A 22,943-nucleotide genomic window follows, 5' to 3' on the forward strand; every position below is an offset into this window, starting at 1 on the left:
GGAGGAATCCTCCGCCGCACCGTTGCACCGGCCGCCTTCGGGCGGCCGGTCGCGTTTTGGCGCCGCGACGGGCCGCGCGATCCGTGCTACAGGCCACGCGCCGGCCCGCGTCGCGGGACGGGCGTGGGGATTGAAGCGGATTGGTTCAGGACGGCGCGCGTTGAAGAAGGCCTACGTCAAATCCTACGGTTGCCAGATGAACGCCTACGATGCGGCCCGCATGGCCGACGTCCTGGGCGCCGAGGGCTACACGGCGACCGACTCGGTCGAGGACGCCGATGTCGTGGTCCTCAACACCTGCCATATCCGCGAGAAGGCTGCCGAGAAGGTCTATTCCGAACTCGGGCGGCTGCGCGTCCTGAAAGGTGAACGGAAGGCGAAAGGCCTCGACACCCGCATCGTCGTGGCCGGCTGCGTCGCCCAGGCCGAGGGCGCCGAGATCCAGGCGCGGCAGCCCGCTGTCGACGTGGTGGTCGGGCCGCAGAGCTATCACCGCCTGCCCGATCTCCTGACACGGTCCCGCGAGCGCCGCGTCGTCGACACCGAATTTCCCGTCGAGGACAAGTTCGACCACCTGCCCCGTCGGCGGACCCTCGGGGCCTCGGCCTTCCTGACCGTGCAGGAGGGCTGCGACAAATTCTGCGCTTTCTGCGTGGTGCCCTACACACGGGGTGCGGAGGTCTCGCGGTCCGTGGCGGCCGTGCTCGCCGAGGCCGAGAAGCTCGCCGAAGGGGGCGTGCGCGAGATCACCCTCATCGGTCAGAACGTCAACGCCTATCACGGCGACGGGCCCGACGGCGCGCCCGTGGGTCTTGCCGGGCTGGTGCGGGCGGTGGCCAGCATCCCCGGCATCGCGCGGATCCGCTACACGACGAGCCATCCGAACGACTTCGACGAGGCCCTGATCCGGGCCCATGCCGAGGTGCCGGCCCTGATGCCCTACCTGCACCTGCCGGTGCAGTCGGGGTCGGACCGGATCCTCGCCGCCATGAACCGGAAGCACACCGGCGATGCTTATCGCCGGTTGATCGACCGGATCCGGACCGTGCGGCCGGACATCGCCCTGTCCTCCGATTTCATCGTCGGCTTCCCCGGCGAGACCGATGCGGATTTCGCCGAGACTTTGCGGCTCGTGCGCGACGTCGGGTTCGAGAGCGCATTCTCGTTCAAGTACAGCCCCCGTCCCGGGACGCCGGCCGCAGACCGCACCGATCAGGTGTCTGAGGCCGTGATGGCCGCGCGGCTCGCCGAGCTGCAGGCGCTCCTCGACAGCCAGCGGCACGCCTATCAGCGGGCGGCCGAGGGCCGGGTCTTCGACGTGCTGGTGGAGAAGCCGGGACGTCACCCGGGTCAGGTCGCGGGCAAGACGCCGCACCTGCTGGCCGTCCAGTTCGACGCCGCGCCGCACCATATCGGACAGGTGGTGCCGGTGCGGATCACCGAGGCGGGCGCCAATAGCCTGTTCGGGGAACTCGTCTCGGAGGCTGCGGCGGCGTGAGGATCGGAACGGTCGGACGGATGGCGAGGATGACGGATTGAGCGCGTCGGACGGTGGGGGTGCGCGCGGCGCGCTCCGGGGTCGCGGCCCGGCGGCGCTGCCGGCCGGATCGGACGAGGCGGTCGAGGTGCCGCTGACTTTCGACGACAACCGCCTCGCGAGCCTCGTCTTCGGCCAATACGACCAGAACGTCGCCCATATCGAGCGCCGGCTGGATGTGACCGCCACGGCGCTCGGCAACCATCTCGTCATCAAGGGCCCCGCAGACGCCGTCGAGACGGCGCGGCGGGTGTTCCAGAAACTCTACGCCCGAGTGCGGACCGGCGGCAGCACCCTCAGCCTCGGCGACGTCGACGGCGCCATCCGCGAAGCCACCGCCCAGGCAACCCTGTTCCCGGCGGCGGCGATCGCCGCCGAGGCCGACACGCCGCATTTCGAGCAGATCGCAACGCGCAAGCGCGGCGCCGTGCGGGCCCGCAATCCGGCACAGGACGAGTACATCAAGCTCCTGCGCACCAATGAGCTGGTCTTCGCCGAGGGGCCCGCCGGGACCGGCAAGACCTGGCTCGCGGTCGGCCACGCCGTATCGCTCCTGGAGCAGGGCCATGCCGAGCGGCTGATCCTGTCGCGTCCGGCGGTCGAGGCCGGGGAGCGCCTGGGCTTCCTGCCCGGCGACATGCGCGAGAAGGTCGATCCCTACCTGCGGCCGATCTATGACGCCCTCTACGACTTCATGGAGGCGCGTCACGTCGACCGCGGCCTGCAGACCGGCACGATCGAGATCGCGCCGCTGGCCTTCATGCGTGGCCGCACCCTCACCAACGCCGTGGTGCTCCTCGACGAGGCGCAGAACACGACCTCCATGCAGATGAAGATGTTCCTCACCCGCCTGGGCGAGGGCTCCCGCATGATCATCACGGGCGATCCCAGCCAGATCGACTTGCCGCCGGGCCAGAAATCCGGCCTCGTGGAAGCGGTCGGCGTCCTGGACGGCGTCGAGGGGATCGGGCGCGTGCGGTTCAAGGACGTCGACGTGGTCCGCCACGACCTCGTGCGCCGGATCGTCACCGCCTACGAGCGCGCCGCCCACGGCAGCGCCGAGGCCGACCGCAATCCCAATCCCCGCCGACGGCCGCTGGCGTGAGCATGCCGCACGCGATCGATCTCGCCGTCGAGGACGCGCGCTGGGAGACGGCGATCCCGGACCTCGAAGCCCGGGTCACGCGCGCCGTGGAAGCCGGCCTCGCCATCGCCCCCGACCGGCCGGACGGACCTGTCGAGGTCAGCATCCTGCTGGCCGACGATGCCGCGGTGCAGGACCTCAACCGGACCTGGCGCGGCAAGGACAAGCCGACCAACGTCCTGTCCTTCCCCGCCGCTCCGCAGCCGGTGCATCCCGGCGTTCCGACGCCCCTCGGCGACGTGGTCCTTGCTTACGAGACCCTGGTGCGCGAAAGTGCGGAGCAGTCGAAGCCGCTCCAGAATCACCTCGCCCATCTGCTCGTCCATGGCATCCTGCATTGTCTCGGTCAGGACCACGAGATCGGCGAGGCCGAGGCCGATGCCATGGAAGCCCTTGAGGTCGCGGCTCTCGCGACGCTGGGCATCCCGGATCCCTATGCCTGAGCGCGCGACGCCCGATCGACCCCAGACCCGAGAGACATGAGCAACGATCGAAGTCGCGGCGCGGCCCTGGCCGCGCCCAGTTCCACCGAGGGTGAATCCCCGCATCGGGAGCCCTGGTACGACCGCCTGCTCCAGGCACTTCATCTCAAGCCGCGCGATTCGCTGCGCGAGGGTCTTGAGGAGGCGCTGGCGGAGCCGGATGCCGGCGAGAGCGGCCTCACGCCGCTTGAGCGTGTCATGCTCAAGAATGTCCTCGGCCTGCATAAGGTGCGCGTCGACGACGTGATGGTCCCCCGAGCCGACATCGTCGCCGTGTCGAACGACACGAGTCTCGGCGACTTGCTCAAACTGTTCCGCACGGCCGGTCATTCCCGGCTGCCGGTCTATGGCGAGACCCTCGACGACCCCCGCGGCATGGTCCACATCCGCGACCTCGTCGATCACATCGCCGCCAAGGCCGAGCCGGCCCGGCGCAGTGCCGCCGCGGTCGTGAAGCCCGCGGAGACCGTGGCCGACGGTACCGCGGATGCGGCGGCCGCACCGCGGCCGCGCCGGCCGGCTCCGCGGGTGCCGCGGGGCCTGGACCTCGGAAAGGTCGACCTGACGACGACCCTGGCGGCGACGCGCATCCAGCGGCCGGTCCTGTTCGTCCCGCCCTCCATGCCGGCGATCGACCTGCTGGTGCGCATGCAGGCGACCCGCACCCATATGGCGCTCGTCATCGACGAGTATGGCGGCACCGACGGGCTGATCTCCATCGAGGACCTGATCGAGGTCGTGGTCGGCGACATCGAGGACGAGCACGACGTCGCGGAGGACAGTTTCGTCCAGCGCGTCGACGGCGAGGGCGAGGTCTTCGTGGCCGACGCGCGCACGCCGCTGGCCGAGGTCTCCGAGGTGACGGGCGTGGACCTCGTGGCGGCGGTCGGCGAGATGGCCGAGGAGATCGATACGCTGGGCGGCATGATCGTGACGCTGGCGGGCCGCGTCCCGTCGCGGGGCGAGCTGATCGCCGGTCCGGGCGATCTCGAATTCGAGGTGCTCGACGCCGATCCGCGGCGTCTGAAGCGCCTGCGGTTCCACAAGGGCGCGGCGCGGATCGGGACCGTCGTGCCGCTCGCCCTGCCCCCGCCATCGAGCCCCCCGGTCGCCGAGACGCCGCACCCGTGACGGTCGTGGCGTGACGGGTCTGGCGGACGGTTTCGCCCGGTCGCCTGCAGCGGCCGGTGCATCCATGCGCGGGCCGATGCGGGATCCCCTGCCCGATCCGGAGCGCGCGCATGTGCCGGGCGCCGTGCTGGCGATCACGCATCTGACCGGCTGGCGCCGCCTCGGGCTGGCGTGGTTCGCGGGCGCGTTCGGCGCGCTGGCCATGCCGCCCTACGGGATCCTGCCGGCCCTTGCCCTGTCCCTGACGGTCGCGGTCTGGCTGCAGGACGGGGCCGCCTCCGGGCGGACCACCCTCCGGCGGTTCTGGCCCTGCTTCCTGGTCGGATGGGCCTGGGGCTTCGGCTACCTCACCGCCGGACTCTGGTGGCTGGGCCAGGCCTTCCTGGTGGAGGCCGACGAGTTCCTCTGGGCCCTGCCCTTGGGCGTTGTCGGTCTGCCCTTCGCCCTCGGCCTGTTCTACGGCGCCGGGTTCGGCGCCGCGGGCCTGCTGTGGAGCCGGGGCGCGGCGCGGATCGCCGCCCTCGCCTTCGGGCTCGGCGCCGCCGACTGGCTGCGCGGCCACGTGTTCACGGGCTTTCCCTGGAACACCCTCGGGATGGCGCTGGCCCAGAATCTCTGGCTGATGCAATGGGCTGCCGTGATCGGGCTCTACGGCCTGTGCATCCTGGCCGTGCTCGTCTGCGCCGCACCCGCGACGCTCGCCAACGGCGGGGGGCTCCGCGGCCGGTTCGGGCCGAGCGCCGCGGCCGCCATCCTGCTCGCCGGTCTGGCGCTCTACGGGGCCGAGCGTCTCGGCCCGCCCGATCCGGTGGTGGCCGGTGTCCGGCTGCGACTCGTCCAGCCCAACCTGCCTCAGGATGCCAAGTTCAGGCCGGAGAACCGGACCGACATCGTCGACCGCTACATCGAGCTGAGCCAGCGTCCGACGGAGGCCGGAGCGCCGGAGCCGACCCACATCGTCTGGCCGGAATCCGCCTTCCCGTTCCTCATCCAGCGCGATCCCGACGCCCTGGCCAAGGTCGCGGCGGGGCTGAAGCCTGGGCAGGAGCTGATCACCGGCGCGGCCCGCGCCGAGGAGCCGCTGCCGGGCGAGCGCCTGCGCTACTTCAACGCCGTCATGGTGATCGGGTCCGACGGCAAGATCTCCGACAGCTACGACAAGGTCCACCTCGTCCCCTTCGGAGAGTACCTTCCGGCGCCCCTCGACGCCGCCCTGCGGGCCGTGGGGTTGCGCCAGTTCGTGGCGATACCCGGCGGGTTCTCGGCCGGGACGCTCGCCGGGCAGCGGATCCTGGCGGTTCCGGGTCTGCCGCCGGTGGCGGCGACCATCTGCTACGAAGCGATCTTCCCGGGCGCGATCCTACCGGCCGGGCGTGCTGCGCCGTCGCCGCAGCCGCCGGGGCTGATCCTGAACGTCACCAACGACGCTTGGTTCGGCGACACGCCCGGTCCGCGCCAGCACCTCGCCCAGGCGCGCCTGCGCGCCGTCGAGGAGGGAATGCCCCTCGTGCGGGATGCCAACACCGGGATTTCCGCCGTGATCGATCCGCATGGCCGCATCGTCGCCCGCACCCGGCTGGACGAGGAGACGTGGCTCGACGCAGATCTGCCCGCACGCATCGTCGGCGGCACGCCCTACGGTCGGTTCGGCGATGCCGCCTTCGCGCTGATGCTCGCCGCCTGCCTCGGCGGTGCCGTGGTCGCGCGGCGGCGGCCGTGAGCGCGGAGCGCGCCACCGCGAATCGTTTCCTGCTCGGACTCGCGCTGATGCTGGTGGCGTTCAACCTGCGTCCGGCGCTCAGCACGGTCGGCCCCCTGCTGGCGACGATCCGGGACGGGACGGGCCTCGGTGCCGGGGGCGCCGCCATCCTCACCACGCTGCCGGTCCTGTGCCTGGGCATCGCCTGTGCGCTGGCCGCGCCGCTGATCCGCCGGATCGGGCCCGACCTCGCCGTGCTCGCGGGCTCGACGATCCTGGTCGCCGGCTTGGCGCTTCGCGGCCTGGGCGGTCTCGTGCCGCTCTTCGCCGGAACGGCGCTGGCCGCGATCGGGATCGGCCTCGACAACGTCCTGCTGCCGGCTCTGGTGAAGCGTGATTTCGCTGCCAGCGGCGGCCTGATGACCGGCCTCTACACGATGACCCTGTGCCTCGGCGCGGCCGCGGGCGCCGGGGCGGCGGTGCCGGTGGAGCACGCCCTCGGGGGCGGCTGGCCTTCCGCCCTGGCGATCTGGTCCCTGCCGGCGCTCGCTGCCGCCTTCGTGTGGATCCCCTTCGCCCGCCGGACGACCTCGACCGCCGCGCCCTCCGCCGGGCGGTTGCTCCGCGACCCGCTGGCGTGGTGGGTGACGGGCTTCATGGGCCTGCAATCGTCGCTCGCCTACATCCTGTTCGGCTGGCTGCCGCTGCTGCTGCAGGGCCGTGGTCTCACGCCGCTGGATGCCGGGCTTTACGCCTCGCTGACAACCTTGGTTCAGGCGCCCGGCGCGCTCCTGACCGCCATGCTGGCCGCCCGCGCCCGCGATCAGCGGGCCTGGATCGTCGCCATCCCGGGCCTCACCGTCGTGGCGTTCCTGGTCTTGGCCTTCGGCGCGGAATCCTTGCGCATTCCCGCCGCCGGCGCACTCGGCTTCGGGATCGGGGGCTGCTTCGGCCTGGGTCTCACCCTGATCGTCCTGCGCGCCGCCGACGCGGCGAGCGCCGCAGGACTCTCGGCCATGGCGCAGGGCATCGGCTATACGGGCGCCTGCCTGGGGCCGCTGGTCTTCGGCCTGGCCCATGAGGCCACGGGCGGCTGGGGCGTGCCGGGTGCCCTGTTCGTCGCCATCGCCGTCGCGGCGATCCTGATCGGTCAAGCCGCTGGCCGCGACCGCAAGGTCTGCGCGGGCGAACCCCAGGCGCGGAACATTGCGGCTCAGCCGCTGACCTCGCTCCAGGCCGCGAAACCGGCCAGCGGTTCCTGATCGTAGCGCGCCATCAGGTCGGCCATTGCCGCCCGATCCGAGAGACGCCCCGCCGCGGCCAGCCGGGCCAGCCCCTCGAAGAAGCCTTCGCGGCCCAGCGCCGGCGCGAAGCTCAGCGTGAAGCGCACCGGCCGGTCGCTGCGATTGGCGAAGGCGTGGGCAATGCCGGGCGGGATCAGCGCGAAGTCGCCCGGCCCGAGGTCGTGATCCGCGCCGTCGACATGAAGGGCGAGCCGGCCCGCCTCGACCGAGAAGGTCTCGGTCAACCGGGCGTGGCGGTGCAGCCCGGCTCCCGGCGTCCGTGGATCCATCTCGACCCGATAGACACCCATGGCGTCGGCCGTCTCGTCGCTGCGCGCCAGATGAAAGATCCGCATGCCGCCGATGACGGCGTTCGGGCCAAGCCCTCGGTGCACGACACTCGCCATCGCCGTCCCCGCCGGAGGTTCAAACAAGAACCCCGCGCGGCCGGATGACCGCGCGGGGCTTCGATGGGCGGCGGGTCCGCGACGCTTACTCCGCGGCGACCCGGTGGGCCTGCGACCCGTCCGTGTAGGTCTCGGACTGCAGGCGCTTGCCGGGAGCGGCGCGCCCCGGCAGCGGCGGAAGCGCCTTGGCCTTCTCCAGGTCGATCCCGGCGCCCTCGGCGACGCGGCGGCCGTAATCCTCGTCGGCGTGCCAGAAGTGCCAGACCATCCGCAGCTGGATCGGCTCCGGGCACTGCTTCATGTCGGCGACGAGGTTGGCGATCAGGTCGTCGCGCTCCCAATCCGCGAAGGAGCGGTAGCGCACGCCGGCCTGCGTGTAGTCGTCCTCGGTGCGCGAGGTCTGGTAGCGGCCGAGATTGCCCTGGACCGGCTGGTGATAGTCCTTGGCGGGCTTCGGCGCCTCGCGCAGGCCTTCGGCCAGGGTCGAGGGCTCGTAGTTGATGTGCTTGTTCGGGCCCGTCCCGTCCACTGTGTAGGCCATCTGGCCGTCGCGCTGGTTCGAGTAGACCTTCACGCCGGGCTGCGGCGCGTTGATCGGCAGCTGAAGGTAGTTGGCCCCGACGCGGTAGCGCTGCGTGTCGGAGTAGGACAGCGTCCGGCCCTGCAGCATCTTGTCGTCCGAGAAGTCGACGCCGTCGACGAGGACGCCGGTGCCGAAGGCCGACTGCTCGACCTCAGCGAAGAAGTTGTCCGGCACGCGGTCGAGCACCATCCGGCCGCAGGGCAGCAGCGGGAACTGGTCCACCGGCCACAGCTTCGTGTCGTCCAGCGGGTCGAACGACAGGTGGTCGTTCGGGCCGTCCGGCATGATCTGCACGGCGAATTCCCACTCGGGGAAGTTGCCGGCCTTGATGTTGTCGTACAGGTCGCGGGTCGCGTGGCCGACATCCTTGGCCTGGATCTCGGAGGCCTGCTGCGAGGTCAGGTTCCGGACGCCCTGCTTGGGGATCCAGTGGAACTTGCAGAGCACCGCCTCGCCCTGGTCGTTGACCAGCTTGTAGGTGTTGACGCCCGAGCCTTCCATCTCGCGGTAATTGGCCGGGATGCCCCAGGGCGACTTCAGGTGCGTCACCATGTGGATCGACTCGGGGTGCTGGGCCACGAAGTCGAAGAAGCGCCACGCCTCTTGGCGGTTCGTCACCGGATCCGGCTTGAACGCGTGGATCATGTCGGGGAACTTGATCGCGTCGCGGATGAAGAAGACCTTGAGGTTGTTGCCCACGAGGTCCCAGTTGCCGTCGACGGTCTTGAACTTCACCGCGAAGCCGCGCGGGTCGCGCTCGGTCTCCGGGCTCTCCTTGGCTCCGGCGACGGTGGAGAAGCGCACGAACATCGGCGTCTTCACGCCGGTCTCGGTGAGCACGCGGGCGCGGGTGTATTTGGAGGCCGGCTCGTCGCCGATCTTACCGTAGGCCTCGAACCAGCCGTGGGCACCGGCGCCGCGGGCGTGGACGACGCGCTCGGGGATACGCTCGCGGTCGAAGTGCGTGATCTTCTCGATGAACTGGTAGTTCTCGAGCGTCGCCGGGCCGCGCTCACCGACCGTCCGGGTGCTCTGGTTGTCCCGGACCGGATGGCCCTGGCGGGTGGTCAGGATCGGGCGTTGATCGCTCATGCGTATCGTCTCTCCGTTCAGCGAAGGCTCTCGGAGGCCGAGGCCAGCCTGGAACCGTTCTGGAAAAAGGTTATGACCCCGGCATGACCCCGAGGCAAATGCATCGTCACAAAGGTTCTGATAGATACAGCCTATGAATCTGGCTGGCCTCTCCCTCCGGGATCTCGAATATGTCGTCGCGGTGGCCGACGAGGGGCATTTCGGCCGGGCCGCCGAACGCTGCAATGTCAGCCAGCCGACGCTGAGCGTGCAGATCCGCAAGCTGGAAACCGCGCTCGGCCTGACTTTGTTCGAGCGGTCGAACCGGCGGATCCTGCTGACCGAGGCGGGCCAAGCCATCATCCGGCAGGCACGCGTCGTCCTGGCGGAGGCGCAGCGGCTTCTGGCGCTCGCCAGGGAGGGCCGCGGCTCGCCGCTCACCGGGCGCCTCATCCTGGCGGCGATCCAGACGCTCGGTCCCTATTTCTTCCCGCTGGTGCTGCGACCGCTGCGCGAGCAGTACCCGCTGCTGACGCTCTCTCTGTCGGAATCGCGGACCGCCGACATCGTCGAGGGCCTGCGCGACGGCCGCATCGACGCGGCCCTGGTCTCGCTTCCGCTGCCCTCCAACGGTCTCGCGGTCTCGCCGCTGTTCGTCGAGCCGTTCTGGCTCGCCTGCCCGGCCGAGCACGCCCTGGCCCGGGGCGGCGCGCTCTCGGCGACCGAGATCGCAGGGCCGGACCTGCTGCTGCTCGATGAGGGCAACTGTCTGCGCGACCAGACGATCGCGGCCTGCGGCGCCGGCTCGTCGGTCGGCCGCCATGCCACCAGCCTGGAGACGCTTCGCTCGATGGTGGCCGCCGGCGCCGGCTACACGCTGCTTCCGGCCCTCGCGGTTCCCGCCAGCCCCGATCCCAGCGGCCTGACGGTCACCCGGGCCTTCGATGTCGACGGTCCCGGCCGGACCATCGCGCTGGTCTGGCGGGCGAGCGATCCCCGCGCCGCGGGACTGGCGAACCTCGCCGCCTTCTTCCGGGCGCACGCGCCGCCCGGAACCGCGGCCTGCCGGGGCGACGACGCTGTGGCGTGAGCGGCGGTGTCGCGGGCACCTGGCCCCGCTGTGATGAAGACGGTCACGCTTGGCGCGTCTATCAGGACTGATCAGGGCATGAGGAACGGGCCGATGCGGCGCAGGATGATCGGGGCAATTCTGGCGCTGCTCGCCCCCCTCGGCGCCCACGCCGCGCCGACGGACAGCTTCGCGCGGATCGATCAGATCAACCGGGCCTCCCTGGTGATGACAGCCGAGACCGGTATCGTCCCGCGCCCCCTGGCCGCGACCATCGCCCGCGCGCTCGATCAGGTCGCCGCCGACGCCGCCAAGCCCGGCGCGGAACGGCCGGACGACTATCTCCGGATCGAGCCGCTGATCACCACCATTGCCGGCCCGGAGGCCACCCGGATGCATTCGGGGCGCAGCCGCCAGGACATCATCCCGACGGTGCTGAAGCTTGAGCAGCGCGACCGCCTTCTCGCCCTCGCCCAGGCCCTGGACGAGACCCGGGGGGCCCTGCTGGCCGTGGCCGACCGCGAGGCCGACACGATCATTCCGGCCTATACAAACGGCGTGCAAGCCCAGCCGACGACGCTCAGCCACCTCTATCTCGGCTACGCGGCCGTGCTCGCCCGCGATGCGCAGCGCCTCCGCGAGGCCTGGACGCGGCTCAACCTGTCACCCCTGGGCGCGGCCGCCCTCGGGACGTCGAGCTTCCCGGTGGACCGCAAGCGCCTGGCCGAGCTGCTCGGATTCGATGCGCCCGTGGAGAACAGCTACGATGCCGGCCAGCTCGCGCCGATGGATATGGGCCTGGAATTGACCGGGCTTTCCGCGACACTCGCCACCACGGCCGGCAGCTTCGCGCAGGACCTCTACGCCCAGTATCACCAGACCCGGCCGTGGATCCTGCTGCGGGAGGGGGCGTTGACCGGGCCGAGCAGCATCATGCCGCAGAAGCGCAATCCCGTCGCCCTCTACGGCCTGCGCATGAAGGCGAGCGACGTGGTCGGGGCCGCGCAGGCCTTCGTCATCATGGCGCACAACGTCGATTCCGGGATGCCGGACTACAAGCGCAACCAGGCCGAGCCGCCGGGCCGGACGCTCGCCGAGGCCGCCGAGCTGTGCCGGCGCTGGACCCGCGTGCTCGACGGGCTGGTCGTGGACCGGGCGCGGGCCGCCGACGAAGTCGCCGCCGACTATTCGACCACCACGGAACTCGCCGACACGCTTCAGCGCGAGGCGGACGTGCCGTTCCGGCTCGGCCACCACTTCGCCTCCGAGTTGGTGAGCTACGGCCGCAGCCACGATCTGCGGCCCGCCGATCTCCCGTTCGCGGAGGTGCGGCGGATCTACGCCGAGGCCGCCGCCGGGACGGGCCTGAAGCCGGACCTGCCCCTCGACGAGGCGCGCTTCCGGGCGGCCTTGTCGGCCCGGGGCATGATCGACGCGGCTGCGGGGCTCGGCGGCCCGCAGCCCGCGGAGGTCCGGCGCATGCTGGCCGGTGCCCGAGAGCGGCTTGAGGCCGATCGGGCATGGCGCGATGACCGCCGCAAGGGCCTGGCCGATGCCCGGGCACGCCTCGACACCGCCTTCGCCGCGCTGACCCACGAGCCCTGACGATTGCGCGGGGCGGCCGTGTCGAAACTCTGCCGTGACAGGGCCAATATTGCGCTATAGCGCGCGCCTGACGCCTGCCGTCTGAAGCGGGCCTCTCCCGATCGGTCGCCTTGCTTTCTCTCCGCATCCTCGGCCTCTGGGCCGCCCTCGCCGCCGCGTCCGCGGCCGTCTCATACGGCCTGATGCAGGCGCAGTTCCCGGCCGCGTTGCTGCTCGGGCCGATGATCGCGGCCATCGCGTTCGGGGTCGGCGGTTCGCGCCTCCGCGTACCCCGGGCCGCCTTCCAGGCCTCCCAGGCGGCGATCGGCTGCCTCGTGGCGCATGCGGTCACCGGGCAGATCGCCCAGACCCTGGTGGAGGACGGGCCGCTCATCGTCGCGGTCGTGCTGGTCACCGTCGCGGTCAGCGGCTTGGTCGGCTGGATCCTGACCCGCCTGCGCGTGCTGCCCGGGACCACCGCGGCTTGGGGATCGTCCCCCGGCGGCGCCTCCGCCATGGTCGCCATGGCCGAGGATTTCGGTGCCGATCCGCGCCTCGTGGCCTTCATGCAATACGTGCGCGTCGCCGCCGTGGTGTTCTCGGCCTCGCTGGCCGCCCGCTTCCTGATGGAGACGCCGGTTCCCGGGGCCTCGGCTGGCGTCGCCGAGGTGACCGGGCCGCTCTCCGTCTTCGCGACGCTGGCCGTCGCCATCGTGGGCGCGGGCGCGGCGCTCGCCCTGCGGGTGCCGGCCGGCGCGCAGATCGGCCCGATGGTGCTCGGCAGCCTCCTCCACGCCACCGGGCTCGTGCGCATGGCGCTGCCGGTGCCCCTCCTCGAACTCGCCTATGCCTGCATCGGCATCTATGTCGGCCTGCGCTTCACCCGGGAGACGCTGCGCCTGACATTCACCGCCCTGCCCGGCATCCTGGCGGCGACCTTCTCGGTCATCGCCCTCTGCGCGGCCTGGGGCTGGGGGCTGACGCTGCTGCTGCCCATCGACCTGCTCACCGCAGTCCTCGCCACGAGTCCCGGCGGCCTCGATTCGGTGGCGATCATCGCTGTCGGCTCGAAGGCGGACGTCTCCTTCGTGCTGGCGGTCCAGACCCTGCGCCTGTTCGTGGTGCTGCTCACCGGTCCGCTGCTCGCCAAGTGGATCAGCCGGTCCGTGCCGGAGACCGCCATCCGATGAACGCCCTGGTTCTCGCCTTTCTGAATTCCTGGCGCGGCCTGCGCCACGGCGCGCGCACCGAGCGGGCCGTGCGGCAGGAACTCCTGCTCCTGGCTCTCGGCGTGCCGGTCGCCCTGTTCCTCGGCGCGACACTCTGGGTGCGGGTCGCCCTGATGGTCAGCCTGCTGCTGATGCTGGCCGCCGAATTCCTCAACACCGCCGTCGAGAAGCTCTGCGACCACGTCCATCCGGGGCATCACCCGATGATCGGTACGGTGAAGGACCTCGCCTCCGCCGGCACCTTCATGGCCCAGATGGCGGCGCTGCTCGTGTGGGTGGCGGCGCTGGTCGAGCGGCTGGGCTGACCTGCCGCGCGTGGGCGCGCTCGCATCCGCGGGCCGGAGGGTCTATCTGGCCGGCACAGCCCCGCGCATCGGCCGAGACTCCACACCGTGACGGACTACATCCGCAAGATCCTCACCGCCCGCGTCTACGACGTGGCGATCGAGAGCCCACTCGACCCGATGCCCCGGCTGACGCAGCGGCTCGGGCGGCCGGTCCTGCTGAAGCGCGAGGATCTCCAGCCGGTCTTCTCGTTCAAGCTGCGCGGCGCCTACAACAAGATGTCCGGCCTGAGTCCGGACCAGATCGCCCGCGGCGTCGTCTGCGCCTCGGCGGGCAACCACGCGCAGGGCGTGGCGCTGGCCGCCGCCAAGCTAGGGGCGCGCGCCGTGATCGTGATGCCGCGCACCACCCCGTCGATCAAGGTTGATGCCTGCCGGGCCCGGGGGGCCGAGGTCGTTCTGCACGGCGACGCCTTCGACGAGGCGCTCGCACAGGCCAAGACCCTTGAGGCCGAGCAGGGCCTGACCTTCCTGCACCCCTTCGACGATCCCGACGTGATCGCCGGTCAGGGCACCATCGGCAAGGAGATCCTGGAGCAGCATACCGGCGCGATCGAGGCGATCTTCGTGCCGGTGGGCGGCGGCGGGCTCGCTGCCGGCGTCGCCACCTTCGTGAAGTATCTGCGGCCGGGCACCAAGGTGATCGGTGTCGAGCCGGAGGACGCCGCCTGCATGGCCGCGGCACTGGCGGCCGACACGCGGGTCAGCCTGCCCAGTGTCGGCCTGTTCGCCGACGGCGTCGCCGTGCGTCAGGCCGGCGAGGAGACCTTCCGGCTCTGCCGCGCGCATCTCGACGAGGTCATCACCGTCGACACCGACGCGATGTGCGCGGCGATCAAGGACATCTTCGACGACACCCGCGCGGTGTCGGAACCCTCCGGGGCGCTGAGCCTCGCCGGCGCCAAGCTGTATGCCGAGCGCGAGGGCGGTGACGGCACGCTGATCGCCATTTCCTCGGGGGCGAACCTGAATTTCGACCGCCTGCGCCACATCGCCGAGCGCGCCGAGATCGGCGAGCAGCGCGAGGTCCTGATCGGCGTGACGATCCCCGAGCGCCCCGGCGCCTACCGCGCCTTCATCAACGCCCTCGGACCGCGGGCGATCACGGAATTCAACTACCGCCATGCGCCGGGCTCGGAGGCGCAGATCTTCGTCGGCATCAACGTCAGCGGCGGCAAGCGCGAGAAGCAGGCGCTGATCGCTTCGCTGCGCGAGGCCGGCTATCGCGTCCTCGACATGAGCGACAACGAGATGGCCAAGGTCCATGTCCGCTACATGGTCGGCGGCCGTGCCGTCGGGGTCGCGCACGAGCGGCTGTTCCGCTTCCAGTTCCCGGAGCGGCCGGGTGCGCTGATGAAGTTCCTCGACGCCCTCGGGCCGGATTTCGACATCACGCTGTTCCACTACCGCAACCACGGCGCCGATTACGGCCGGGTGCTCGCCGGGATCGCGGTGCCGCCGCCCGAGCGCGCCCGGTTCGACGCCGCCATCGACGCCCTCGGTTACCCGGCCACCGACGAGACCGAGAACCCGGCCTACCGCCTGTTCCTCGACGGCGAGGGCGCCGGGGCGGCCTGAGCCCCCTCAGCCCAGGTTGTCCCTGGGGGCTCTCGTCGCGCGCCTTCGAGCCACCTCGCTGTTCTCATGATCGAGGGGCAGCGTCGGGCACGGTCATTCCTCGGCCACCTCCACCGACGCGACATCGGGCATCGCCCGAAGCTTTGCCGCGATGGCCTCGAAGCTCGTCCGGGACAGACGCACGAACGTGATCGTCACCTCCTCGTGGTCCGAATCAGGACCCGGATGGACCGTGAAGGTCCGGACCCGTGAGGCCCGCTCGCCCGTCGCCGCCTGCACGGTGTCGAGCGACATCGCGCCTTTTCGGGCGGTCAGCCGAAGGGTCTGGGCGCGCATCCGGTCGCGCCAGCGCTGCTCGAAGGGCTTCACACCCGCCAGGATGCCGACGATGAGTGCCGTCGCGGCCAGGGCCGGCACGTAGAGGCCGCTGCCGATCGCCAGCCCGATCGCCGCCACGCCCCAGAGACTGGCCGCCGTGGTGAGACCCTTCACCACCTCGCCGCGCAGCAGGATCGTCCCCGCTCCGAGGAAGCCGATGCCGGAGACCACCTGCGCGGCGATCCGGGAGGGGTCGAGCACCACGTGGGCGGTGCCCAGCACGTCGGCGAATCCGAAGGCCGAGACCAGCATGATCAGGCAGGAGCCGACGCAGACCAGCATGTGGGTGCGAAGGCCTGCGGCCCAGAGCAGGCGCTCGCGCTCCAGGCCGATCACGCTGCCGAACAGGGCCGCCAGTGCCAGCCGGGCCACCATCTCGCCGTTGCCGATCAGAGCCGCCTCCGTTTCTCCGCCCCGTGCGGATGGCGCGGATCCTTGCGGCTTTGCCGTGGGCGGATCAAGCGATCCCGAGGGCCGCCTTCTCGACTTCGTAAGCGGCCCGCACCGTGGCGGCCCCGTAGGACCGCTCCAGGCGCCGCACCGTGAAATGCGCGCGGGCGGTCGACTGGAAATGGTTCATGAAGGCCGTGTTGACCGCCGCCCCGCCGAAGGCGCCGAGGATCGGCACCGCCTGCGCGGCGACCTTCTGGGACACGACCAGACCGAAGCGCGCGGCGATCTGTGCGGTGAAGCGGATCAGCGCCGGGGCCGACTGGTCGAGGAGCGTCTTGCTGCCGGCATAGCGGGCCGCCTCCGACAGCGTCTTGGCCAGGGCCGCGCGGACGGCGAAATAGCCGCTCTCGGTGAGCGCCGCGCCCGCCTCGGTCTCTGCCGTGGCCCGGCCGCCGAGGGCGAAGACCTGGACGCAGGCGAGCGCCCCCTCGGGGGTCTCGAGATCCTCGCCTTCCTCCCGGGCGATCTCGGCGATGGAGCGCAGCATCAGCGTGGTCGAGACCGGAAGCTCGACGGCCAGCGTCGCGAGGCCGAACGCGCCTCCGACCGCGCCGGACAGTGCCGCCATCGCCTTGTGCTTGGCGTCGCCCGAGCCGAGGAGCTGCGCGAACCGGCTCTCGGCCTTGGCGGCGACGGAACCGAGGCCCTCCCCTTCGGCCGGAACGAGTTCCCGGCGCGGCAGCGTCGCGAGGGCGACGCGCAGCGCCCCCCGCATGGCCGCTTCGGTGCTGCGGCTGACGGCTTCGGTGACCGGAGCCGGCAGCGATCGGCCGATGATGTCGAGGGGCGCGCCGGCCGCCGCGGAGAGCCGCCCCGCGAGGCTCGGACGCTCCAGCACCTGCACGGCGCGGCGCAGGGCGGCGAGGTCCGCGTCGCTCAGCGTCTTTTCTGGAGTCGCCGCCGGCAGCGTCTCGCCGGCTAAGGTGAGGTCGCTCGTGCTCATCCGTGAATCCCTGGATCTGTCGTGCTCACGCCGCCCCTGGCGCGCGCGCCGTGGTAGGAAGCTCGGGCCCCGGGATGCGGTTCCCCGCCTCCTGCGCATCCCGCGCCGGTGCCGCCGCGGCCTCCGCCTGCCCGGTCCTGCGCCCGACCGCGACGCAGAGCACCAGGACCGGGATACCCACGAGGGAGGTCATGACGAAGAAGGCCGGATAGCCGATCGCCGCGACCACGAAACCCGACGAGCCCGCGATCAGCTTGCCCGGCAGCGCGTAGAGCGAGGAGAACAGCGCGTACTGCGTCGCCGCGTAGGCCGGGCTGGTGAGGCTCGACATGTAGGCGATGAGCACGATGCCGGCGAAGGAGCCGCAGAAATTCTCGATCGAGATGGCGACCGTCAGGCGCCAGATCTCGGGCGCGCCGGCCGCCAGCCACGCGAAGGCGAGGTGCGAGGACGCGGCCAGGAAGGCGCCCAGCAGCAGCGTGGGGAACAGGCCGAGCCGGGCCAGGGCCCATCCGCCCGCGAACCCGCCCGCGATGCCGACCCAGATGCCGTAGAGCTTGGTGACGGTGGCGATCGCCTTCAGGTCGAAGCCCAGCGTCCGGTAGAGCGGGCTCGCCATCACGCCGGACAGGAAATCGGGGAGCCGGAACAAAGCCACCAGCAGGAGGATGCCCCAGAGCGCGCCGCCGAACCGGCCGTGCAGCTCGGTGAGCGGCTCCAGCACGGCGCGGCGCATCGACCAGAACCGGGAGCGGCCGGGCGTCTCCGCCTGAACCGTGCGAGGCCTGTCGAAGGCCGGGGCCAGCAGGGCGGCGATCATCCCGACCAGCATGAGCGCCGCCATGATCAGGTAGGCCAGCGTCCAGCCCCCCGCCGAGGCGATGAACAGCGCGCCCGCGCCGGCGGTGATCAGGCCGAGGCGGTAACCGAGGTTCGAGGTCGCCGCCAGGATACCCTGGAAGTCGCTGCCGGCGGCGTCGATGCGCCAGCCGTCGATCACCACATCCTGGCTCGCCGCGCAGAAGGCCACCAGGAAGGCCCCGAGTCCCAGGAGCGCGAGGTTGGTCTTCGGATCCGAGAAGGCCATCAGGGTCAGGCACAGGGCGACCGCGGCCTGCGTGGTCACCATCCAGGCCCGGCGGCGCCCGAGGCGGGCACTCAGCACCGGAACGTTCAGCCTGTCGATCGCGGGCGCCCAGAGGAACTTCAGCGAGTAAGGCAGCGCCACGTAGCTGAACAGGCCGATCGCCCGCACGTCGATGTCCGAGAAGGCGAGGCGGAGCGTGAAGGTGCCGAGGACCAGGAGCAGCGGCAGGCCCGAGGAGAATCCGAGAGCCAGCATGAGCACGATCCGCCGGTCCTCGACGATGTCGCGGAGCCGGAAGCGACGCATCGCCTGTGGCTGGTTCGCCATGGCATGGAACTCCTGAGCCTTCGTGGCCTTGATCTCGCGAAATCGTGGCAGCCTTACGCCGCACCGGTTTTCGCTGGATCGTGATGTGTTGCGCCTCAATCTTGGTAGAAGCTTGCTTAACGCGGTGTCCACGTCCCACGGATCGCGGCGTGTTGGAGGCGCCGCCGGACGAACGGGCACGCCGCCCAGTCGTGGAATGATGCGTTGAGTCTCCGATCCGAGTCCGCTCCGCCGTTGGCGACGCTCGTCGACGCGTTCGCGCGCAGCCCGTCGCCCATGGTGATCACCGATGCCCGCGCTCCGGACAACCCGATCGCCTGGGCGAACGACGCATTCCTGCAGGTGACAGGCTACACCGCTGACGAGATCGTCGGGCGCAACTGCCGGATGCTGCAGGGTCCGGCCACCGACCGTTTCACGGTCGAGCGGATCCGCTCGGCCGTACAGGCCGCGGAGCCGATCTCCGTCGAGCTGCTCAACTACCGGAAGGACGGGACGACCTTCTGGAACGCGATGACCATCACGCCGGTGAACGACGCCGAGGGTCTCGCCTTCTTCTATGCCGCCCAGGCGGACATGACCTATGTCCACCAGATGGAAGTGTCGATGCGCGGCACCAACGACGAGCTGGAGCGCCTCGTCAACGCGCGGACCCAGGATCTGACCACCGCCCTTGAGCAGAAGACGGCCCTGCTGCACGAGGTTGATCACCGGGTTAAGAACAATCTTCAGGTGATTTCCTCGCTGATGCTGCTGAAGGCCCGGCGAACGCCCGAGGGCGAGGCGCGGGACGCGCTCCAAGGCATGGCCGAGCGGATCGGCGCGCTCTCGACAGCCCATCGGATGCTGTATTCCGAGGGCGACTGCACGCATTTCAACCTCGGCGACTTCGCGGCCGAGTTCCTGGCCGACATGAATGCCGGCCTGGATCCGGAGCGGCGCCGGGTCGAGGCCGACGTCGAGTCGATCGCCGTAGCTGCCGCGATGGCGGCGCCCCTGGCCCTGATGATCCACGAACTCACGGCAAACGCCCTGCGCCACGCCTTCCCGGGCGAGCGGGAGGGACGCGTGTCGATCGTCGCCCGCCGCACCGAGAGAGGGATGCATATGACGATTCGCGACGACGGCGTCGGTGTCGCCGCGGCGGCTCCGAATCCGGCCGGCTTCGGGCGAAATCTGGTGGAGATGGTGGTCCGGCAGATGCGCGGGACCATCGCCTGGGCGGATGCCGGTCCGGGCACGACCGTCGACATCGATATCCCGCTCCAGCAGCCGGCTTGAGAAATCGACGTGCAGGCTTCAAGCTCGGCGGCCACGGGGCCGGAGGACGATGAACGCATGGGGACCGGGAACGCCGCCGCGCTCCGCATCCTCGTGGTGGAGGACGAGGCCCTGATCGCCCTCGAGCTGGAATGCCTGCTGGACGATCTCGGGCATGTCACGGTCGGTGTCGCCGGCAACGCCACCGAGGCGATCGCCATGGGCCGCTCCACCGCGCCCGACGTTGCGCTCGTGGACATCCACCTCGTCGACGGTCCGACCGGAATCGACGTCGCCAGGGCGCTCTCGGCCGACCGACGCACCACGGTGGTGTTCATGACCGCCAACGCCAAGCGCATTCCGGCGGATTTCGCCGGGGCGATCGGCGTGATCGCGAAACCCTATTCCGAGCGCGTCGTGGCCAGCACCCTCGACTACGTGGCCGATCGCCGGGCCGGTCGCCACGGGCCGGCCTGTCCGGACGGGTTCTCGCCCGCGCCCGTCTGACGCGCGTCGAGGCGCGTCGCTACGGGGCTTCGCCGTCTCAGCTTCGCGTCGCTCGCTCGCGCTTCAACCGGTAGAGCGCATCCAGCGCTTCCCGCGGCGTCAGGGCGTCGGGGTCGATGGCGTCGAGGAGCGCGCCCAGCGGGTCCTCCTGCGGCGGCTCCGGCGGCGGTGGTGGCGCCAGGGCGGCAAAGAGCGGCAGGTCGTCGATCCGCGCGCGCGCGGGGCGGCCCATCTCGGCCTTCTCGAGACTCTTGAGGATCGCCCCGGCCCGGGTCACGACGCTGCCCGGCAGACCTGCGAGCCGCGCCACCTGCAGGCCGTAGCTGCGCTCGGCGACGCCGGGCACGACCTCGTGCAGAAACACGACGCCGTCCCGATGCTCGGCCACCTTCAGGGTCGCATTGTCCAGCCGCGCCAGCCGGTCACCGAGGGCGGTCAACTCGTGGAAATGCGTCGCGAAGAGCGCCCGACAGGCATTCACCTCGTGGAGATGCTCCAGGCACGCCCAGGCGATCGACAGGCCGTCGAAGGTCGCGGTGCCGCGGCCGATCTCGTCCAGGATCACCAGGGAGCGCCGGGTCGCCTGATTCAGGATCGCGGCGGTCTCGACCATCTCGACCATGAACGTCGACTGGCCACGGGCGAGGTCGTCCGCGGCGCCGACCCGGGAGAACAGCCGGTCGACCCGGCCGATGCGCGCCTCCGCAGCCGGCACGAAGGCGCCCATCTGGGCGAGCACGGCGATCAGCGCGTTCTGGCGCAGGAAGGTCGATTTGCCGCCCATGTTCGGGCCGGTGATCAGGCGGATCCGGCCGCGGGTATCGCCCGACAGGTCGCAATCATTGGCGATGAACGGCTCGCCCGCCCGGCGCAGAGCCGCCTCGACCACCGGATGGCGCCCGCCGACCACGACGAAGCTCAAGGACTCATCGACGACGGGCCGGCGCCAGTCGAGTTCGACGGCGAGTTCGGCGTGGCTCGCCGCCACATCGAGACCCGCGAGGGCCTCGGCCACCTCGGCGATGGCCTCGGCCTGAGCCAAGACGCGGGCCGCGAGGTCGTCGAAGACGGCCGCTTCCAGGGCGAGCGCCCGGTCGGAGGCGCCCGAGATCTTCGACTCGAGTTCGCCCAGTTCGACGCTGGTGAAGCGCATGGCGTCCACCATGGTCTGGCGGTGGACGAACTCGCTCTGGAGACCCTTCAGGCAGGCCTCGCCGACGGATTGCGGAACCTCGATGAAAAAGCCCAGGAGGTTGTTGTGCTTGATCCGCAGGGTGCGGCAGCCGGTCTGCTCGGCGTAGCGTGCCTGCAAGGCGGCGATCACCTTGCGGGAATCCTGACCCAGGGTCCGCGCCTCGTCGATCTCCGGATGATACCCCGCCCGCACGAAGCCGCCGTCGCGCCGGCTCAGCGGCAGATCGTCGGCCAGCGCCGCCGCCAGGGTGGCGATGAGGTCCGGGTTGGCCTCCGCCAAATGCTCGGCCAGCCGGGCGAGATCCTCCGGGAGGTCGGGAATCGCAGCGAGTCGGGCGCCGAGATCCGCCGCCACGGCGAGGCCGTCGCGGATGGCCGCGAGGTCGCGCGGTCCCGCACGGCCGAGGCCGGTTCGCGACAGCGCCCGGGCGAGGTCGGGGGCCCGCGCAAGGGCGTCGCGCAGACTGCCGCGCAGGCGGCCGTCCTCGACCAGATGGGCCACCGCCGCGTGCCGCCGGGTAATGGCGTCGAGATGGGTGAGCGGGCCGGCCAAGTGCTCGGCCAGCAGCCGGGCACCATTTGCCGTCACGGTCCGGTCGATCGTGGCGAGCAGGCTTCCCGTCCGCTCGCCCGACAGGGTGCGGGTGAGTTCGAGATTGGCGCGCGTCGCCGCATCGATCGCCAGGGTCGCGCCGCCATCCTCGCGGGTCGGAACCGTGAGCGGTGGTCGCGCGGCGAGCTGCGTGCGGCCGATGTAGAGCAGCGCGGCCCCGGCCGCCGCGATCTCGGCCCGGGTGAATTGGCCGAACCCCTCCAGGGTCGAGACCCCGTACTGCTCGCGCAGGCGCCGCTCGGCGGCCGCGGGCTCAAGCTCGGCCTGGGCCAGGGGCACGATCGCGGCGCGGCTCTCCTGCCAGATCCGCGCGAGGGCCGGATCGGCGTGGATCGCCTCCGACAGGACGATCTCCCGCGGGTCGTGCCGGGCAATGGCACCGGACAGGTCGCCGCCCGCGACCTCGCTCAAGGAGAAGCGGCCGGTGGAGATGTCCACCGCGGCGAGGCCGTAGGCGACGGCACCCTCACCGGTCTTCCGGCGGCCGATCGCCAGGAGCAGGTTCGCCCGGGCCGGGTCGAGGAGCCGATCCTCGGTGATCGTGCCGGGGGTGACGAGCCGCACGACCTCGCGGCGGACCACGGATTTCGGCCCACGCTTCTTGGCCTCGGCCGGATCCTCGGTCTGCTCACAGACCGCCACCCGGTGACCGAGGGCGATGAGGCGATTCAGATAGTCGTCGGACCGGTCGACCGGCACGCCGCACATCGGGATCTCGCTGCCCGCGTGCTTGCCGCGCTTCGTCAGGACGATGCCGAGCGCCCGGGACGCGATCTCCGCATCCTCGAAGAACAGCTCGTAGAAGTCGCCCATCCTGTAGAACAGGAGACAGTCCGGATTCGCAGCCTTGATCTCGATGTATTGCGCCATCATCGGCGTGGCGCCGGCCGGGTCCAGACCGGGCGTGGGCGTCGTATCGGCGGCGGGGCGGACGGCGGTTCGGGCCATGCCGCCTCTTAGCAGAGCGTCGACGGCGAATCAGGCCGCTCAAGCCGACGCAGCTGGGGAGAAGGCGTATCGCCGGTGGATGGCGCCCGGAT

Annotated in this window: 19 protein-coding genes; 13 read left to right on the top strand and 6 right to left on the bottom strand. The window is 71.0% G+C overall.

What is annotated here, in order from left to right; all coding sequences use genetic code 11:
* Positions 1 to 160: 160 nt before the first annotated feature.
* The 6 genes from miaB (at position 161) to A3862_RS28300 (ending at position 7,255) form a co-directional block, all read left to right on the top strand.
* Positions 161 to 1,498 carry a tRNA (N6-isopentenyl adenosine(37)-C2)-methylthiotransferase MiaB gene (gene miaB / locus A3862_RS28275; RefSeq protein WP_043755741.1) on the top strand — a complete coding sequence of 446 codons (1,338 nt, stop codon included), beginning with the start codon at positions 161 to 163 and terminating at the stop codon, positions 1,496 to 1,498.
* Between the two features lie 37 nt (positions 1,499 to 1,535).
* On the top strand, positions 1,536 to 2,642 hold the full coding sequence (locus A3862_RS28280; protein WP_043345723.1) for a PhoH family protein: 1,107 nt from the start codon (positions 1,536 to 1,538) through the stop codon (positions 2,640 to 2,642).
* Between the two features lie 2 nt (positions 2,643 to 2,644).
* Positions 2,645 to 3,124, top strand: a complete 480-nt coding sequence (ybeY, locus tag A3862_RS28285) for an rRNA maturation RNase YbeY (protein ID WP_043383933.1) — start codon at positions 2,645 to 2,647, stop codon at positions 3,122 to 3,124.
* Between the two features lie 36 nt (positions 3,125 to 3,160).
* Entirely contained in the window at positions 3,161 to 4,294 is a 1,134-nt protein-coding gene (locus tag A3862_RS28290) for a hemolysin family protein (protein ID WP_043345718.1), read from the top strand.
* 64 nt (positions 4,295 to 4,358) lie between these two features.
* Positions 4,359 to 6,014: an apolipoprotein N-acyltransferase gene (gene lnt, locus A3862_RS28295; RefSeq protein ID WP_236961576.1), complete on the top strand. Its 1,656-nt coding sequence runs from the start codon at positions 4,359 to 4,361 to the stop codon at positions 6,012 to 6,014.
* Positions 6,011 to 7,255 (top strand): MFS transporter, encoded by a 1,245-nt coding sequence (locus tag A3862_RS28300; protein WP_075379636.1) that lies wholly within the window; start codon positions 6,011 to 6,013, stop codon positions 7,253 to 7,255. Before lnt ends, A3862_RS28300 begins: the two co-directional genes overlap by 4 nt.
* Here the strand turns inward: A3862_RS28300 and A3862_RS28305 are convergent.
* Positions 7,207 to 7,683, bottom strand: coding sequence for a cupin domain-containing protein (locus A3862_RS28305; RefSeq protein WP_111474216.1), 477 nt, complete (start codon positions 7,681 to 7,683; stop codon positions 7,207 to 7,209). The genes A3862_RS28300 and A3862_RS28305 overlap by 49 nt on opposite strands.
* 85 nt (positions 7,684 to 7,768) lie before the next feature.
* Positions 7,769 to 9,358, bottom strand: a complete 1,590-nt coding sequence (locus tag A3862_RS28310) for a catalase (protein WP_043356544.1) — start codon at positions 9,356 to 9,358, stop codon at positions 7,769 to 7,771.
* Positions 9,359 to 9,491: 133 nt separating this feature from the next.
* On the opposite strand from A3862_RS28310, the gene A3862_RS28315 reads away from it, so the two are divergent.
* The 5 genes from A3862_RS28315 (at position 9,492) to ilvA (ending at position 15,141) form a co-directional block, all read left to right on the top strand.
* Positions 9,492 to 10,427, top strand: coding sequence for a LysR substrate-binding domain-containing protein (locus A3862_RS28315; protein WP_043755729.1), 936 nt, complete (start codon positions 9,492 to 9,494; stop codon positions 10,425 to 10,427).
* A 93-nt stretch (positions 10,428 to 10,520) separates the two neighbouring features.
* Positions 10,521 to 12,011: an argininosuccinate lyase gene (locus A3862_RS28320; RefSeq protein WP_111474217.1), complete on the top strand. Its 1,491-nt coding sequence runs from the start codon at positions 10,521 to 10,523 to the stop codon at positions 12,009 to 12,011.
* A 110-nt stretch (positions 12,012 to 12,121) separates the two neighbouring features.
* Positions 12,122 to 13,180, top strand: coding sequence for an AbrB family transcriptional regulator (locus A3862_RS28325; RefSeq protein WP_111474218.1), 1,059 nt, complete (start codon positions 12,122 to 12,124; stop codon positions 13,178 to 13,180).
* Entirely contained in the window at positions 13,177 to 13,524 is a 348-nt protein-coding gene (locus A3862_RS28330; protein WP_043356538.1) for a diacylglycerol kinase, read from the top strand. The genes A3862_RS28325 and A3862_RS28330 overlap by 4 nt, the downstream gene beginning before the upstream one ends.
* An 87-nt stretch (positions 13,525 to 13,611) precedes the next feature.
* Entirely contained in the window at positions 13,612 to 15,141 is a 1,530-nt protein-coding gene (gene ilvA, locus A3862_RS28335) for a threonine ammonia-lyase, biosynthetic (RefSeq protein WP_043383358.1), read from the top strand.
* 93 nt (positions 15,142 to 15,234) lie between these two features.
* On the opposite strand, the gene A3862_RS28340 is transcribed toward ilvA, so the two are convergent.
* The 3 genes from A3862_RS28340 to A3862_RS28350 all read right to left on the bottom strand — a co-directional run bounded on the left by A3862_RS28340 (position 15,235) and on the right by A3862_RS28350 (position 18,329).
* Positions 15,235 to 15,894: an MgtC/SapB family protein gene (locus A3862_RS28340; RefSeq protein ID WP_111474219.1), complete on the bottom strand. Its 660-nt coding sequence runs from the start codon at positions 15,892 to 15,894 to the stop codon at positions 15,235 to 15,237.
* A gap of 82 nt (positions 15,895 to 15,976) precedes the next feature.
* Positions 15,977 to 16,915 (bottom strand): EcsC family protein, encoded by a 939-nt coding sequence (locus A3862_RS28345; RefSeq protein WP_043356534.1) that lies wholly within the window; start codon positions 16,913 to 16,915, stop codon positions 15,977 to 15,979.
* Positions 16,916 to 16,940: 25 nt separating this feature from the next.
* Positions 16,941 to 18,329 carry an AmpG family muropeptide MFS transporter gene (locus A3862_RS28350; RefSeq protein ID WP_043356532.1) on the bottom strand — a complete coding sequence of 463 codons (1,389 nt, stop codon included), beginning with the start codon at positions 18,327 to 18,329 and terminating at the stop codon, positions 16,941 to 16,943.
* 234 nt (positions 18,330 to 18,563) lie between these two features.
* Here A3862_RS28350 and A3862_RS28355 point away from each other — a divergent pair, with 234 nt between their 5' ends.
* Together A3862_RS28355 and A3862_RS28360 are read left to right on the top strand one after the other, a co-directional pair.
* Complete coding sequence (locus A3862_RS28355) at positions 18,564 to 19,610, top strand: histidine kinase dimerization/phosphoacceptor domain -containing protein (protein WP_043356531.1); 1,047 nt, start codon at positions 18,564 to 18,566, stop codon at positions 19,608 to 19,610.
* A 57-nt stretch (positions 19,611 to 19,667) separates the two neighbouring features.
* Positions 19,668 to 20,096 carry a response regulator gene (locus tag A3862_RS28360; RefSeq protein ID WP_043356529.1) on the top strand — a complete coding sequence of 143 codons (429 nt, stop codon included), beginning with the start codon at positions 19,668 to 19,670 and terminating at the stop codon, positions 20,094 to 20,096.
* Between the two features lie 37 nt (positions 20,097 to 20,133).
* On the opposite strand, the gene mutS is transcribed toward A3862_RS28360, so the two are convergent.
* Complete coding sequence (gene mutS, locus A3862_RS28365) at positions 20,134 to 22,851, bottom strand: DNA mismatch repair protein MutS (protein ID WP_043356527.1); 2,718 nt, start codon at positions 22,849 to 22,851, stop codon at positions 20,134 to 20,136.
* Positions 22,852 to 22,943: the final 92 nt, after the last annotated feature.

The organism is Methylobacterium sp. XJLW (assembly GCF_003254375.1).
GTDB lineage: Bacteria > Pseudomonadota > Alphaproteobacteria > Rhizobiales > Beijerinckiaceae > Methylobacterium > Methylobacterium fujisawaense.